17 protein-coding genes are annotated in these 14604 nt (G+C 60.8%); 7 read left to right on the top strand and 10 right to left on the bottom strand.

Annotation, left to right across the window (positions count from 1 at the left end):
• Positions 1 to 39: 39 nt before the first annotated feature.
• Positions 40 to 798, bottom strand: a complete 759-nt coding sequence (locus tag BT204_RS23880; RefSeq protein WP_054896725.1) for a 5-oxoprolinase subunit PxpA — start codon at positions 796 to 798, stop codon at positions 40 to 42.
• A gap of 249 nt (positions 799 to 1047) precedes the next feature.
• Between BT204_RS23880 and BT204_RS23875 the strand changes: the two genes are divergently transcribed.
• Positions 1048 to 1965 (top strand): LysR family transcriptional regulator, encoded by a 918-nt coding sequence (locus tag BT204_RS23875; protein ID WP_014719628.1) that lies wholly within the window; start codon positions 1048 to 1050, stop codon positions 1963 to 1965.
• On the opposite strand, the gene BT204_RS23870 is transcribed toward BT204_RS23875, so the two are convergent.
• Positions 1962 to 2858, bottom strand: a complete 897-nt coding sequence (locus BT204_RS23870; RefSeq protein ID WP_072448474.1) for a LysR family transcriptional regulator — start codon at positions 2856 to 2858, stop codon at positions 1962 to 1964. The two genes, BT204_RS23875 and BT204_RS23870, sit on opposite strands and share 4 nt — an antisense overlap.
• 105 nt (positions 2859 to 2963) lie before the next feature.
• Between BT204_RS23870 and BT204_RS23865 the strand changes: the two genes are divergently transcribed.
• Positions 2964 to 3722 carry an SDR family NAD(P)-dependent oxidoreductase gene (locus BT204_RS23865; protein WP_054896722.1) on the top strand — a complete coding sequence of 253 codons (759 nt, stop codon included), beginning with the start codon at positions 2964 to 2966 and terminating at the stop codon, positions 3720 to 3722.
• 11 nt (positions 3723 to 3733) lie between these two features.
• Here BT204_RS23865 and BT204_RS23860 read toward each other — a convergent pair whose 3' ends face one another.
• A complete protein-coding gene (locus BT204_RS23860; protein ID WP_054896721.1) occupies positions 3734 to 4171 on the bottom strand; it encodes a multidrug/biocide efflux PACE transporter in 438 nt (145 codons plus the stop codon).
• A gap of 88 nt (positions 4172 to 4259) precedes the next feature.
• On the opposite strand from BT204_RS23860, the gene BT204_RS23855 reads away from it, so the two are divergent.
• The gene (locus tag BT204_RS23855; RefSeq protein ID WP_034128498.1) at positions 4260 to 5114 is read left to right on the top strand and encodes a LysR family transcriptional regulator; all 855 of its coding nucleotides are present in this window, start codon (positions 4260 to 4262) and stop codon (positions 5112 to 5114) included.
• A 112-nt stretch (positions 5115 to 5226) separates the two neighbouring features.
• Here the strand turns inward: BT204_RS23855 and BT204_RS23850 are convergent, their stop codons facing one another.
• From BT204_RS23850 to BT204_RS23835, 4 genes are read right to left on the bottom strand one after another with little or no spacing between them, the layout of a single operon-like run.
• Complete coding sequence (locus tag BT204_RS23850; RefSeq protein ID WP_057975140.1) at positions 5227 to 6450, bottom strand: RNA polymerase sigma factor; 1224 nt, start codon at positions 6448 to 6450, stop codon at positions 5227 to 5229.
• The gene (locus BT204_RS23845) at positions 6447 to 6923 is read right to left on the bottom strand and encodes an SRPBCC family protein (RefSeq protein ID WP_072448473.1); all 477 of its coding nucleotides are present in this window, start codon (positions 6921 to 6923) and stop codon (positions 6447 to 6449) included. Before BT204_RS23845 ends, BT204_RS23850 begins: the two co-directional genes overlap by 4 nt.
• A 24-nt stretch (positions 6924 to 6947) precedes the next feature.
• Positions 6948 to 7301 (bottom strand): YciI family protein, encoded by a 354-nt coding sequence (locus BT204_RS23840; protein WP_034128501.1) that lies wholly within the window; start codon positions 7299 to 7301, stop codon positions 6948 to 6950.
• Positions 7302 to 7343: 42 nt separating this feature from the next.
• Positions 7344 to 7763, bottom strand: a complete 420-nt coding sequence (locus BT204_RS23835; protein WP_054918266.1) for a YybH family protein — start codon at positions 7761 to 7763, stop codon at positions 7344 to 7346.
• 145 nt (positions 7764 to 7908) lie between these two features.
• Between BT204_RS23835 and BT204_RS23830 the strand changes: the two genes are divergently transcribed.
• Positions 7909 to 8400, top strand: coding sequence for a GNAT family N-acetyltransferase (locus BT204_RS23830; RefSeq protein WP_014719637.1), 492 nt, complete (start codon positions 7909 to 7911; stop codon positions 8398 to 8400).
• Positions 8401 to 8465: 65 nt separating this feature from the next.
• Here BT204_RS23830 and BT204_RS23825 read toward each other — a convergent pair whose 3' ends face one another.
• Positions 8466 to 8948: a GyrI-like domain-containing protein gene (locus BT204_RS23825; protein ID WP_047711634.1), complete on the bottom strand. Its 483-nt coding sequence runs from the start codon at positions 8946 to 8948 to the stop codon at positions 8466 to 8468.
• A gap of 195 nt (positions 8949 to 9143) precedes the next feature.
• On the opposite strand from BT204_RS23825, the gene alaC reads away from it, so the two are divergent.
• Positions 9144 to 10355 carry an alanine transaminase gene (alaC, locus tag BT204_RS23820; protein WP_057975137.1) on the top strand — a complete coding sequence of 404 codons (1212 nt, stop codon included), beginning with the start codon at positions 9144 to 9146 and terminating at the stop codon, positions 10353 to 10355.
• Between the two features lie 135 nt (positions 10356 to 10490).
• Here alaC and BT204_RS23815 read toward each other — a convergent pair whose 3' ends face one another.
• Together BT204_RS23815 and BT204_RS23810 are read right to left on the bottom strand one after the other, a co-directional pair.
• On the bottom strand, positions 10491 to 11843 hold the full coding sequence (locus tag BT204_RS23815; protein WP_014719640.1) for a GntP family permease: 1353 nt from the start codon (positions 11841 to 11843) through the stop codon (positions 10491 to 10493).
• Between the two features lie 84 nt (positions 11844 to 11927).
• Entirely contained in the window at positions 11928 to 12461 is a 534-nt protein-coding gene (locus tag BT204_RS23810) for a gluconokinase (RefSeq protein WP_072448472.1), read from the bottom strand.
• A 225-nt stretch (positions 12462 to 12686) separates the two neighbouring features.
• Here BT204_RS23810 and BT204_RS23805 point away from each other — a divergent pair, with 225 nt between their 5' ends.
• Positions 12687 to 13718 (top strand): HTH-type transcriptional regulator GntR, encoded by a 1032-nt coding sequence (locus BT204_RS23805; protein WP_161793224.1) that lies wholly within the window; start codon positions 12687 to 12689, stop codon positions 13716 to 13718.
• A 249-nt stretch (positions 13719 to 13967) separates the two neighbouring features.
• Complete coding sequence (locus tag BT204_RS23800) at positions 13968 to 14600, top strand: glutathione S-transferase family protein (protein WP_034128505.1); 633 nt, start codon at positions 13968 to 13970, stop codon at positions 14598 to 14600.
• The last annotated feature ends 4 nt before the right edge of the window (positions 14601 to 14604 follow it).

The raw sequence follows: 14604 nt of genomic DNA, 5'->3' as shown, positions 1-14604 counted from the left end.
TCTTTGTAGAAAGGCAGGCAAAAAAGTAAGGGTTGGATCTTATCGGGGTGTTCTGACGTCGATACCCGCCTGGTCCAAGGCTTCACGGGTAGCCTCCACCAGATCCAGGGCGCCAGGGGTGTCGCTGTGCAGGCAGATGGAATCGAATTCGATCGCAAGGTCTTCGCCTTCGACGGTACGTACCAGGCCGGCCTGACACGCACGCAAGACCCGGGCGGCCACTGTGGCTGGGGCCAGCGCCCGCACATTGCGGGTAAACACGATGGAGCCGCTCAGGTCGTATTCACGGTCGGCATAGAACTCGCGCACCACCGGCTGCCCCAGTTCCTTGGCGATGCGCCAGATCACTGAGTTGGGCATGCAGTACAGCATCAGCGTGGGCTCAATGATTTGCAGGTTCTGCACCAACAGCCGGGCGGCCTCTTCATCACGGGCCAGGTGCATGTAAAGCGCGCCGTGAGGCTTGATATGTTGCAGGGTCACGCCTTGGGCACGAGCCATTTCACGCAGGGCACCGAGCTGGTAGAGCATGTCGTCCACCAGTTCCTGGGCCGGTGCGTTGATATGCCGGCGACCGAAACCCACCAGGTCACGAAAGCCTGGGTGCGCGCCGATGGCCACACCCAGTTGCTTGGCGCGCTCGACGGTGCGGCGCATGGTGCCCGGATCGCCAGCGTGAAAGCCGGTGGCGATATTGGCCGAGCTGATATAGCCCATCAGCTCTGCGTCGACGCCGTCGCCGATGGTCCAGGGGCCAAAGCTTTCGCCCATGTCTGAATTGAAATCCACTGCCTGCATCAGGGTCGCTCCGCCAAAGGTGATGCCCGCAAAGTAGGCCGGGGCTTGACCCCTTGGGAAGATCTATTATCAGATGGCCCATCTTCTGAAAATCAGATAGCTTTTTATCCTCGACCCCAGATCGTTCCCACGCTCTGCGTGGGAATGCAGCCATGGACGCTTTGCGTCCGCACTTGAGACCGTGACGCGGAGCGCCACAAGAGGTATTCCCACGCAGAGCATGGGAACGATCAATAAGCAGAGTGCGATATGTCTTTAACCTTGCGCCAGGTTCGCTACTTCGTCGCCACCGCCGAGATCGGCCAGATATCCCAGGCGGCGATTCACTTGAATATTTCCCAATCGGCGGTGACCACGGCGATCAAGGAGCTGGAAGCCATGCTCGGCGTGCAGTTGTTCGTGCGCTCGGCCCAAGGCATGAACCTCACCGACGCCGGGCGGCATTTTCTCAACCGTGCCTATGTGATTGTGCGCAGCGTGGAGGACGCCCTCAACAGCCCGTTGCCGGACTACCGCGCCAGCGGCGTGCTGCGGGTGGCGGCCAGTTACACCGTGCTGGGTTATTTCCTGCCGCACCATTTACAGCGCATGGAGCATTGGCATCCGGACGTAACCATCGAGGTGTTCGAACAGGAGCGCCAGGCCATCGAACAGGGCCTGCTCGACGGCCAGTTCGACATGGCCGTGGTGCTGACCGCCAACCTTACCCACGCGGATATCGTCTCGGAAATTCTGTTCAACTCCGAGCGCCGCTTGTGGCTGCCCAGCCATCACCCGTTGTGCGAACGCGGAGCCGTGAGCCTGGCCGACGTGGCCCAAGAACCCTACATTTTGCTCACCGTCGACGAAGCCGAACACAGCGCCATGCGCTACTGGGAACAGGCCGGGCAAACGCCCAAGGTGCGGCTGCGCACCAGCTCAGTGGAGGCGGTGCGCAGCATGGTTGCCAACGGCAGCGGCGTGGCGATCCTGTCAGACCTGGTACACCGGCCCTGGTCCCTGGAAGGCAAACGCATCGAAACCCTGACCGTGACCGACCCGGTCACCCCCATGAGCGTCGGCCTGGCCTGGCACCGCGAGCGCGCGTTTACCCCAGCGATGCAAGCGTTCCGGGATTACTTCCACGACGCGTTTCTGGCGCCCCAGCAGTTGTCGGCACGCCGTTAAAGATGAGCTTGCAGGGTGGCGGTCAACCAGTCCATGAACACCCGCACTCGCAACGGCAGATGCCGCTGGCCGGCGTACAGCAACGACACATCCAAGGGCGGCGCTTGGTAGTCGGGCAGCACCGCCACCAACTCGCCGCTGGCCAATAAGTCGCGTATCCCGAGCTGCGGCACCTGGGTGATGCCAAACCCGCCCAGGCACGCCGATTGATAGGCGTCGGTGCTGTTGACCGTCACCCGGCCTGCCATCGGCAGCCGCTGCACCTTGTTGCCCACCATGTATTCGAACCCGGCCGAGCGTGCGCCCAGCGGCCGCACATAATGCACCAACTGGTGATGCGCCAGGTCTGCCAGGGTTTCGGGCACGCCATACCGTTGCAGGTACGCCGCGCTCGCGCAGTTGACCATCGGCATGCTGCACACCCGCCGCGCTACCACGGTTTGATCGGGCTGGGCGCCGACGCGCACCACGCAATCAAAACCTTCGGCGATCAGGTCCACCTGGCGGTCCGAACCGCTGATCTCCATGTCGATCAGAGGATGGCGCGCCATGAAGGTGGGCAGGTTCGGCAAGATCACGCTGCGTGCCATGACGTTAGGCATGTCTACTCGAATGCGCCCGGCCAGTTGGGTCTCATCCTGGCGAAACAGGCCCTCGAGCTCTTCCATATGCGCCAGCAGGTCCTTGCTGCGTTCATACAACACACGGCCATCCTGGGTCGCCTGCACCTTGCGCGTGGTGCGTTGCAACAGTCGCGCACCGAGCAGCTCTTCCAGGGCCTGCACATGCTCGGACACGGTGGAGCGCGGCAGGCCGAGGCTTTCACCGGCCTGGGTGAAACTCGACAATTCGGTCACCCGTACGAAGGTGCGCAGCAGCTCTAGCTTGTTCATGGATTGTTCGCCTTATCCGGCCAGTGATTCCGCTATAGCACTGTTTATCACGTTATAGGCGGACAAATACACTCACTCCCACTGACCCCCACTGAGGACTGCACCATGACCCGTAAAATCGCACTCATCACCGGCGCCAGTCGTGGCCTGGGCAAAAGCGCCGCCCTGCACCTGGCTGCGCAAGGCATCGACATCATCGGCACTTACCACAGCGCAGCGGCCGAAGCCCAAGCCGTGGTTGCCCAGGTAGAGGCCTTGGGCGGTCGCGCCGCCATGCTGCAATTGGACGTCAGCCAGAGCGCAACCTTCGATGCATTCGTTGGGCAGATCGGCACCCTGCTCAAGGATGTGTTCGCCCAGGAACATTTCAACTTCCTGATCAACAACGCCGGGGTTGGCACCTACGCAAGCTTTGCCGAAACCACCGAAGCCCAGTTCGACCAGTTGGTGGCGATCCATGTGAAGGCACCGTTTTTCCTCACGCAAAAACTGCTGCCGCTGATCAGCGATGGCGGGCGCATTATCAATGTCTCCAGCGGCCTGGCGCGCTTCAGCCTGCCGGGTTATGCCGCTTACGCGTCCATGAAAGGCGCGGTGGAAGTCTTGTCGCGCTACCAGGCTAAAGAGCTGGGCCCACGGGGTATTACCGTGAACACCCTGGCACCGGGCGCGATTGCCACTGACTTCGGCGGCGGCGCGGTACGCGATAACACCGATGTGAATGCGATGGTTGCCAATAACACCGCCCTGGGCCGCGCTGGCTTGCCGGACGATATTGGCGGGGCGATTTCGACCTTGCTGGCCGATGGCAGTCATTGGATCACCGGCCAGCGGATCGAGGCATCGGGCGGGATGTTCCTATGAGCGACGCACGCCTACGGGGTAACTGGGGTTTTACCGGCGAATTTCTCACGCAGCACGTCATAACCCCAGTGGTACACGTAGGTGTACGGCAGGAAGAACAGCAACACGCCAATGTCGAGGATGAAGGCTTCCAGCAGGCTGATCTTCATCAAGGCGGCAATCAACGGCACTGCCAAGAGAATCAGGCCGCCTTCAAACAACAGCGCGTGCAGCACACGGGTCCAACCACCGTTGGCCAGTTGCAGGCGGGTTTTAAGGCGGTCGAACAGGCTGTTGAACACCACGTTCCAGCTCAGTGCCAACAGGCTGATGCCCAGGGTCACTGCGCCCATTTCCAGCGCCGGCCGGCCGGTGATCCACACCAACAGCGGCGTGCAAATCAATAAGGCCAGCCCTTCGAAACCAAGGGCTTGAAACACGCGTTCAGTAAAGGATTTGGTAGGGGTCATGACCCGGCTCCGTGTGTGACGATGGTTGCCATGATCAGGCTTTGTCTCGATACTTCATAACCAATAACCATCGATCAAGGCGATAGTCATGGCCTCCCATGAAGTGCTTCAGGCGTTTGTCCAGGCTGCCACCCAAGGCTCGTTTTCCGCGGCGGCGCGCAAGCTGGGCAAAAGCCAGTCCACCGTGAGCGCGGCAGTGGCCAGCCTTGAGATTGACCTGAACGTGGTGCTGTTTGACCGCAGCAGCCGCAAGCCGACCCTCACGCCCGCGGGGCAGGTTTTGCTGCAACGGGCAGAACAGGTGCTGGAAGCCAGTAGCCGCCTGGAGCTGGCAGCCAGTCAGTTATCGCAAGGCCTGGAGCCGAAGTTGAGTCTCGCCATGTCCGATACTTACCAATCCGATCGATTCGAGGTCGCCCTCACGGCCTTCGAGCAACGCTACCCGGACCTTGAGCTGGAATGCCTGATCGCGGAATGCGAAGACTTGATCGCACTGGTGCAAAGTGGCCGGGCGCAGATCGCGTTTATCGAGAAACAAGAAGCCTACCCGCCGGACCTTTCCTTCTCCACGGTGGAGGAGCGCACGGAGATCGCGCTGTTTGTCTCGCCTGGACACCCATTGGCGACCCTGGACAAGGTTCACCCGCACACCTTGCAACAACACCGGGAGTTGCGTTTGGCGAGCATCATCAGCCCCAATGAAAACCGCGGCACGCAGCGAGTATGGTCGGCGCCGAGTTACCTGATGCTGATGGAGATGGCACAGCTGGGGTTTGGCTGGGCACCGATTCCACGCTGGCTGGTGGAGCGCTTTGGCGGCAACCAGTTGGTTGAACTCAAGGTGCGCAGTTGGCCGCGTTCGGTGGCGGTGGATGCGCTGTGGTCCCGGCACCAGCCGCCGGGGCCTGCGGGGAGCTGGTTGCTGGGCAAGATGCTGGAATGAGCCTGTAGGAGCGAGCTTGCTCGCGAAGAACGTCAACGATAACGCGTGCTTCCTGAAGAAACGTGGCGTCTGTGAGTTTTTCGCGAGCAAGCTCGCTCCTACATTTGGATCGTCACTGCCTGGAGGAATTGAGTTCGGCGAGACGCCGCGTGATGAAGCGTTTTTCTGGCGCCTGTTGCGTCAGCGACAGCGCTTTTTCGTACGCGCTGCGGGCTTCGTCAAACCGCCCCAACTGCCGGCAAAACTCCCCACGCGCCGAATGCGCCAAGTGGTAGTCCTGCAACTCACCGCGCTGCAAAAGATTGTCTACCAGCACCAACCCCGCCAACGGCCCCTGCTCCATCGCCACCGCTACCGCACGGTTCAACTCGATCACCGGCGACGGCACAGACCTGAGCAATACATCGTAGAGCCCGACAATCTGCCGCCAATCGGTTTCCCCTGCGCTGGGCGCCTCGGCGTGCACGGCGGCAATCGCAGCCTGCAAGCAATACGGCCCGAAGCGTGGCGTCATCAGCGCCTGCTCCACCAATGCGCAGCCTTCAGCGATCAAGGCCCTGTCCCAAAGCGTACGATCCTGAGCGTCCAACAGCACCAGTTCGCCGCTGGCAGAAGTGCGGGCAGGCCGACGCGACTCGTGCAGCAACATTAACGCCAGCAAGCCCATGACTTCCGGCTCGGGCAGCAACTCCAGCAGCAAACGCCCCAGGCGAATGGCCTCCAAGGTCAGGTCCTCACGGGTGAGGTCGGCACCCGCTGACGCCGAATAGCCCTCGTTGAACACCAGGTAAATCACCCGCAGCACACTGTCCAATCGTTCGGGCAATTCGGCGCGGGACGGCACTTGATACGGAATTTTCGCCTCACGGATCTTGCCCTTGGCGCGCACGATGCGTTGGGCAATGGTGGTGGGCGTGGCAAGAAAAGCGTGAGCGATGGCCTCGGTGCTCAGGTCGCAGATCTCGCGCAAGGTCAGCGCAACCTGGGCATTGGCTGCCAACGCTGGGTGGCAGCAAGTGAACATCAGGCGCAGGCGGTCGTCTTCCACGTCTTCATCACTCCAAGGCGCGACCTCCAACGCCTCGGCCTGCTCTTCCAATAACGGGGTAAAACGCGACTGCCGACGCAGGCGGTCGATGGCTTTGAAGCGACCGGTGGACACCAGCCACGCCCGTGGATTATCCGGCACGCCATCCTCGGGCCAGCGCTGCAGGGCGACGAAAAATGCTTCGTGCAGCGCCTCCTCGGCCAAGTCGAAATCACCCAGCACACGAATCAACGTCGCGAGCACGCGGCGTGATTCGCGGCGGTAAATAGCGTCGATCTGCTGGGTCAATCGACCATGTCCTCGGTCACCAACTTCACCAGGCGGTCCAGGCTCTGGCCCCAGCCGTCATGAAAGCCCATGGCTTCGTGGACCTGCTTGTCCTCGGCACTCCAGTGCATGGCGCGGGCGGTATAGAGCGTCTTTTCGCCGACCTCCTCAAAGGTGACTTCGGCGCTCATGAACGGCTTGCCCGAAGGCACCCAACCCGGCATGAACGCGTCGGTAAACACCAGGCGGTTGGGCGCATCGATTTCCAGGAACACGCCCTGGGTCGGGAACTCGCTGCCATCGGGCGCACGCATCAAGGTGCGGAACAAGCCGCCGACCCACAGGTTCATCTCGCATTCAGGGGTGGTCATGCCGTGGGGGCCCCACCATTGTTGCAGCAGGGTTGGCTCAGTCCAGGCGCGAAACACCCGGCGGCGCGGCGCATCGATCAAGCGGCTGATGGACAGTTCAAATTGGGCGGGTTGAGTGTTCACGGGAAACCTCCTCACGTCTTTTGATTATTGTGTTGAGAGATTCAATTGGCGCACGGGGCGCACTTCCACACTGCCGACCCGGGCCGCCGGAATGCCGCCAGCCACCTGGAGCGCTTCATTGAGGTCCTTGGCGTCGATCAGGTAGAACCCGGCGAGCTGCTCCTTGGTTTCGGCAAACGGCCCGTCGGTGATCGACAGCTTGCCGTTGCGCATGCGCACGGTGGTGGCGGTGGTCACCGACTCCAGCGGCTCGGCGGCCAGCATGCGCCCGCTGGCCTGGACGGCCTCGGCGTAGGCCAGACATTCCGAGTCATGGGGGCTGTCGGGCGAAGTGTGCAACACCTGTTCATCGCTGTAGATCAGGCACAGGTATTTCATGGCGTTCTCCGTTTTCGGACTACTGACTATAGTTCGCGGTGCTCAAGGTTTCAGGTCGAACAACGCCGTGCCGCTTTGCATATCAAACGGCGCCGACCAGTGCTCGTGCACCACCTTCCATTGACCATCGATGCGCTGGTAGCCGGCGGTGACACGCATCCAGCAAGCCTTCACCTCACCGTCCGGCCCGGCACCGCCGCAGTGGGCCAGCCAGTGGGCAAATGCGCTGTCTGGCGCTTCGACGACATGCAATTCATGAAACTCGAAGATGCCGGGGCCGGGGCAGTGCTCCATGCACGCCTCCCAATGCGCGCGGTAGGCCGCCTTGCCCTTGAATTGCAGAGCGGTTACGGCGTCGAACGAGACGATATCGTCGGCGTAAAAGCTGACAATCTGGTCGATATCGCGACTGACAACGGCGTGTTTCCATTGCTCGATCAGGCTCTTGATTGCAGTGCTCATGGCGATGACTCCTTGGGGTGGAAAATCACGGAAGACACCCTTAGTCGAATGGCCCCGAGGGAAATCGACATCCCCCTGAAAAATAATTTCCTGTGGCTCAAACCCGATAAACTGCCACTTCTCTTGCAGCCGTTCGGATAGTCCCATGCCAACCCGCCTCGTTGCTTACGAGGCGCTGAACGCTGTGCAACAACAGCAAGTCGGCGCCATCGAAGTTCACCCTGAACAACTGCCGTTTTGCGGTGATATGTATTGCGCCCTCAATACCCTGCTCGCCAACCCGAGTCCTGGGGTCAAGGGCTTCGCGCTGTTGGTCGACGACCTTCCCGTGGCGTTCCTGCTGCTCAAGCGACCACCGTGCCTGCCTCATTGGGCCGATGAACACAGCGCCACACTCCACGCGCTACAGGTAGACCGACATCAGCAGGGGCGTGGATACGGCAAGATGTGTTTGCAGGCGTTGCCCGCCGTGGCGCGCGAGGCCTGGCCGCAGATCAAGGGGTTGGAGTTGTCGGTGGATGCCCACAACCTGGCGGCAATGGGGTTGTATCTGGGGGCGGGATGGGTGGATCGCGGTGAGGCGTACAAGGGTCGCGTAGGGTATGAGCGCCGGTTGAGTTTCAGGTTTAATCCATAGCGGCAATGTCACGTAAACATGACTTTTAAGCGTGCATGTCGTGTTTACGTGACATCGGTGCAGTGTCAGCCCCGCTCCCCGATCGGCAGCCAGATTTCCACCGTCCCCGTGCCCTTCCTGGCATCGAAGTCCGCGCTATAGCGCTCGAAATCCGCGCCCATGACCTTGTAGCCCGAGTGCGGCAGCCATTCGAACATGATGCGCTCGTAGGTTTGCTCAAGCGCCTGCACCGGCCCGTAGTGGGGGAACACGGCATAGTTGAGTGGCGGAATTTCGATCACCTCGAAATTGCTCGGCACGTCCTTCTTGGCCGGGACTTCAACACCTGCCAGGTAATCGAATTCGCCGTGATGCGGGTTATGGCACACCCCGTAGGTCACACCGCCGACGCGCTTCTTGATGTCCTTGATACAGGTATCGAACAACTCCCACAGCCGTGGGATATCGCCAACGGTGGCCTTCGAATATCGCCCTTGTACCCCGGCGATCACCAGGGCCTTACCGGCTTCCAGGCGTGGCTCCAACGGTTGTTTTGTCTGCTGATCCATACGAACAGTCTCCTTCTTATGAGGGAACAAACCCGCATCGAGTATAGGGGCATATCCGCGTTGTACTCCATGTAGAAAAATTTCCTACGCATCTGGACAACTGGCCATCATCGCCCGTATTGTCTGCCCCGCAGGCCACCGCAGTGGCCGACGTCGCTCGGACGGTTCCGGGCGCTTACGTACCTCGAGGCAACAATGGCAGACCAAGGTTCGCCGCGCCGCTTTGCGCGCATAGATCGACTCCCCCCGTATGTTTTCAATATCACTGCCGAGCTGAAGATGGCTGCGCGTCGGCGCGGCGAAGACATCATCGACTTGAGCATGGGTAATCCTGACGGCGCCACGCCTCCTCATATCGTGGAGAAAATGGTCACCGTCGCCCAGCGTGAAGACACCCACGGCTACTCCACCTCCAAAGGCATTCCGCGCTTGCGCCGGGCGATTTCGCGTTGGTACAAGGACCGTTACGCGGTGGAAATCGACCCGGAGTCCGAAGCTATCGTGACCATCGGTTCCAAGGAAGGCCTGGCGCACTTGATGCTGGCCACCCTGGACCAGGGCGATACCGTGCTGGTGCCCAACCCCAGCTACCCGATTCATATCTACGGCGCAGTGATTGCCGGCGCCCAGGTACGTTCGGTGCCGCTGATACCGGGCGTGGATTTCTTCGCTGAGCTGGAGCGCGCGATTCGTGGCTCGATCCCCAAGCCGAAGATGATGATCCTCGGCTTCCCGTCCAACCCGACCGCGCAGTGCGTGGAGCTGGACTTCTTCGAACGGGTGATCGCCCTGGCCAAGCAGTACGACGTGCTGGTGGTGCACGACCTGGCCTACGCCGACATCGTCTACGACGGCTGGAAAGCCCCCTCGATCATGCAAGTGCCCGGCGCCAAGGACATTGCGGTGGAGTTTTTCACCCTGTCCAAGAGCTACAACATGGCCGGCTGGCGCATCGGCTTCATGGTGGGCAACCCTGAACTGGTCAACGCCCTGGCACGCATCAAGAGCTACCACGACTACGGCACCTTCACCCCGCTGCAAGTGGCGGCGATTGCGGCGCTGGAAGGCGACCAACAGTGCGTGAAGGACATCGCCGAGCAGTACCGCCAGCGTCGCAATGTGCTGGTCAAGGGCCTGCATGAACTGGGCTGGATGGTGGAGAATCCGAAGGCGTCGATGTACGTCTGGGCCAAGATTCCCGAGCAGTACGCGGCCATGGGCTCGCTGGAGTTTGCCAAGAAACTGCTATTGGAAGCGAAGGTGTGTGTGTCGCCGGGGATCGGCTTTGGTGAGTATGGCGACGATCATGTGCGCTTTGCGCTGATCGAAAACCAGGACCGGATTCGCCAGGCCGTGCGGGGGATTCGCGGGATGTTCAGGGCGGATGGGTTGGTGACTAAAGCCTGACCTGATCCACCTGAAGAAACCCAATCAATGTGGGAGCTGGCTTGCCTGCGATGGCAGTGTTGGATTCACTACCGCTATCGCAGGCAAGCCAGCTCCCACATTTGATCAGTTCCCACCCTTGCTTTGGGGTGTGGCTTACACCACCAACGACAGCAACATGATGAAGATCAGCGCCACGATCGACAGAATGGTCTCCATCGCCGTCCAGGTCTTGAACGTCTCGGCCACGGTCATGTTGAAGTACTGCTTGACCAGCCAGAACCCCGCATCGTTGACGTGGGACAGAATCAACGAACCCGCGCCCGTCGCCAGTACCAGCAACTCACGGTTAACCCCCGGGATCATGCCGACCACCGGCACCACAATGCCTGCACCGGTAATGGTCGCCACCGTCGCCGAACCGGTGGCAATCCGAATCACCGCCGCCACCAGCCACGCCAGCAGGATCGGGTTGATCTGCGCGTTCACCGCCATATGGCCGATCACGTCGCCCACGCCGCTGGTCACCAGCATCTGCTTGAAGCCACCACCGGCACCGATGATCAGGATGATCGCGGCGGTCGGCGCAAGGCTGGCGTCGAGCAGCTTGAGGATCTGCTTGGAGTGGATGCCCTGACGATGGCCAAAGGTGTACAGCGATAACAGCAAAGCCAGCAACAGTGCGGTGATCGGGTGGCCGATCATGTCCATCCAGTTGCGCACCACGTTGCCTTCGGCAAAGGCGATGTCGGCAAAGGTTTTGAGCAGCATCAGGAATACCGGCAAGAGCACGGTGACCAGGGTGATGCTGAAGCTGGGCAGCGACTTGTTATCGGTCTCGCGGGCCAGTTGGTCCACCAGTTCCTGGGACGGGTTGCCCGGGATGTACTTGGCGATGAACGTACCGAAGATCGGGCCGGCGATGATGGCGGTCGGCAGTGCGACGATCAGGCCGTACAGGATGGTCTTGCCGATATCGGCACCGAACACGCCGATGGCCAGCAGCGGGCCCGGGTGCGGTGGCACCAGGCCGTGCACCGCCGACAGACCGGCCAGCAGCGGGATACCGATCTTGATCAACGACACGCCGGTACGCCGGGCGACGATAAACACCAGCGGGATCAGCAAAACAAAGCCGATTTCGAAGAACAGCGGGATGCCCACCAGGAACGCGGCGAACATCATGGCCCACTGGACCTTCTCTTTGCCGAAGGCGCGGATCAGGGTCTGGGCGATCTGATCGGCACCGCCGGACTCGGCCATCATCTTGCCGAGCATCGTGCCCAGCGCGAGGATGATGCCGACAAAGCCGAGCACCCCGCCGAAACCGTCCTGGAACGCCTTGATGATCTTGTCCACGGGCATGCCCGAGGTCAGGCCGAGGAAACCGGCCGCGATGATCAGTGCAATGAACGGGTGCACCTTGAACTTGGTGATCAGTACGATCAACCCGATGATAGTGACTACTGCATCTAGCAGCAGGTAAGACTCGTGGGACATGCCAAACATGGGGGGTCTCTCCTGTTTGTTGTTGTTATTAAAGCGGGTGTTGAACTTCCTGCCGGGGATAGCGCTATCTTTTCCGGCAAAAAATTAATGAGTAGGTTCAAAGCCGTGCTTGCGCCACCAGGTATGGGTCTGCGCGGCCAGTTCCTCGACGCTGTCTTCACTGGCGTTCAAGGACAGGGTCAGCGGCTCGCCCTTGGGCGATTCAAGTGTGGCGAACTGGCTGTCGATCAGGCTCGCCGGCATGAAATGGCCGGGGCGGTGAGACACGCGGTCAGCGGCGACTTCACGGGTCAGCTCCAGGAAGACAAAACCCAGGCCCGGCGCAGCTTCGCGCAGGTGGTCACGGTATTTTTTCTTCAGGGCCGAACAGGTCAGTACAGGATGCTCGCCCGCTTTCAACGCGCGACGCAGTTCATCGCACAGGATATCGAGCCAGCCGGCGCGGTCGTCGTCGTTGAGGGGGTGGCCGGCGCTCATCTTTTCGATGTTCGCGGCAGGGTGAAAGCTGTCGCCTTCAATGGCAGTGGCGCCGTTAAGGGCGCACAGGGCTTGGCTGACGCTGGACTTGCCACAGCCGGAAACACCCATGATGACCAGGGCGGTAACAGGTTGACTCATGAAACACCTCAGGACGCAGATAGCGCTACCTTTGCATAGCGTAAGGCTAGTGCAAAAACAGGCTTTTCCCGCGCCGACTTGTCATTTTTATGGAGTGACGCGTGCATCCGTTCCAACAGATTGACTTCAAGAGCTGGACAGGATCAGGCAACCCTTTATCCAAGAATTTGCAGCCCTTTGGAGACAGCGCTACCTTAGTGCCTCGATTTTTGTTTGGCAAGCCGCCTGATGACCTCCAAGAACGATAAAAATACCCGCACGACGGGCCGCCCTACCCTCAATGAAGTTGCGCGCCTGGCCGGCGTCAGCCCGATCACCGCCTCCCGTGCCCTGCGCGGCATCAGCACCGTGGCCACCGAACTGGTGGAAAAAGTGCAACAGGCCGCCGCCGAACTGAGCTACGTGGTCAACCCCGCCGCCCGGGCACTGGCCTCGGCGCAGAGCCATTCGGTGGTGGTGCTGGTGCCGTCACTGTCCAACCTGCTGTTTATCGAAACCCTCGAAGCTATCCATCAGGTACTGCGGCCCAAGGGCTTTGAAGTACTGATTGGCAACTCCCATTATTCGCGTGATGAAGAAGAAGACCTGCTGCGCAACTACATGGCCTACCAGCCACGGGGTTTGTTGCTGACCGGTTTTGACCGCACCGAAAGCGCGCGACGAATGGTCGAGGCCAGCAATGTGCCCTGTGTGTACATGATGGATCTGGACCCCAATGCCGGGGTGAACTGTGTGGGCTTCTCGCAACTGGCCGCCGGCGAGACCGCGGCGGCGCACTTGCTGTCCCGGGGGCGCAAGCGTCTGGCCTATATCGGCGCACAACTGGACCAACGCACCTTGCTGCGTGGCGAAGGCTTTCGCCGCGCCTTGCAACAGGCCGGCATGTACGATCCGGCGCTGGAGCTGCTGACGCCACGCCCGTCCTCCGTGGGCCTGGGAGGCGAACTGTTTTTGCAACTGCTGGCCGCCCACCCGGATGTGGACGCGATCTTCTTCGGCAACGACGACCTGGCCCAGGGCGCCCTGCTCGAAGCCCTGCGCCATGGCATCAAGGTGCCTGAACGTGTGGCGGTGCTGGGCTTCAACGACCTACCCGCCTCGTCATTCATGGTGCCGCGCCTGAGCAGCATCAGCACGCCACGGGAAGCCATCGGGCGTCGGGCAGCAGAGCATCTGCTGACGATCATGGCGGGCAACAAGGTGGCCAAGCCAGTGGTGGATATGGGGTTTGAGTTGCAGGTGCGCGAGAGCACCTGAGCGTCGAGCCGAACGCAATCAATGTGAGAGCTGGCCATGTAGTGTCCACAGAATCAGCGCCTGGCACAGATCCCCTGTGGGAGCGGGCTTGCTCGCGAAGGCGGTGGGTCAGTCAACGCATCTTCAACTGAACCAACGCTTTCGCAGGCAAGCCAGCTCCCACATTTTCGGCCGTGCCCGCTTCACACCCTCGCCGCCGTGCCCGGCCCCTGCTAGATTGGTCACTCTCTTAGATGCCAGGGAAGCACCATGGGCCATTCACTGAAAATCTTGGGTCGTACCTCTTCAATCAACGTGCGAAAAGTACTGTGGACCTGCCAGGAGTTGGGCATCGACTACGTGCGCGAAGACTGGGGCATCGGTTTCAAGCCTACCCAATCCCCCGATTTCCTCGCCTTGAACCCCAACGCCCAGGTGCCAGTGCTGATCGACGACCATGGCGTGCTGTGGGAGTCCAATACCATCTGCCGCTACCTTGTCGGCCTCTACCAGCGCCATGACTTGCTACCCGTTGAGCCTGCCTTGCGTGCACGGGTCGAACAGTGGATGGACTGGCAAGCCACCGAACTCAACCCTTCGTGGGGCTATGCGTTCCACGCACTGGTGCGTCAAAACCCGGATTATCAGGACCCGCAACGCATCCAGGCGGGTGTGCAGGCCTGGAATGACAAGATGGCCTTGCTAGAACAACAGTTGACCAAGACCGGCGCCTACGTGGCCGGCGAAGAGTTCACCCTCGCTGACATCTTGATAGGCCTTTCGGTACATCGGTGGCAGATGACACCCATGGAGCGGCCACCCTACCCCGCCATCGCGGCGTATTACCAACGCCTCAGCCAGCACGCCGGTTTCAAGACGTTCGCGCTCGACGGCCACAATTAGAGAA

This window comes from Pseudomonas sp. NFPP02, from assembly GCF_900119355.1.
Classification (GTDB): Bacteria; Pseudomonadota; Gammaproteobacteria; order Pseudomonadales; family Pseudomonadaceae; genus Aquipseudomonas; species Aquipseudomonas paracarnis.
The sequence above is the reverse complement of the archived record's forward strand: the minus strand, read 5'-3'. Positions and strand labels throughout refer to the sequence as shown.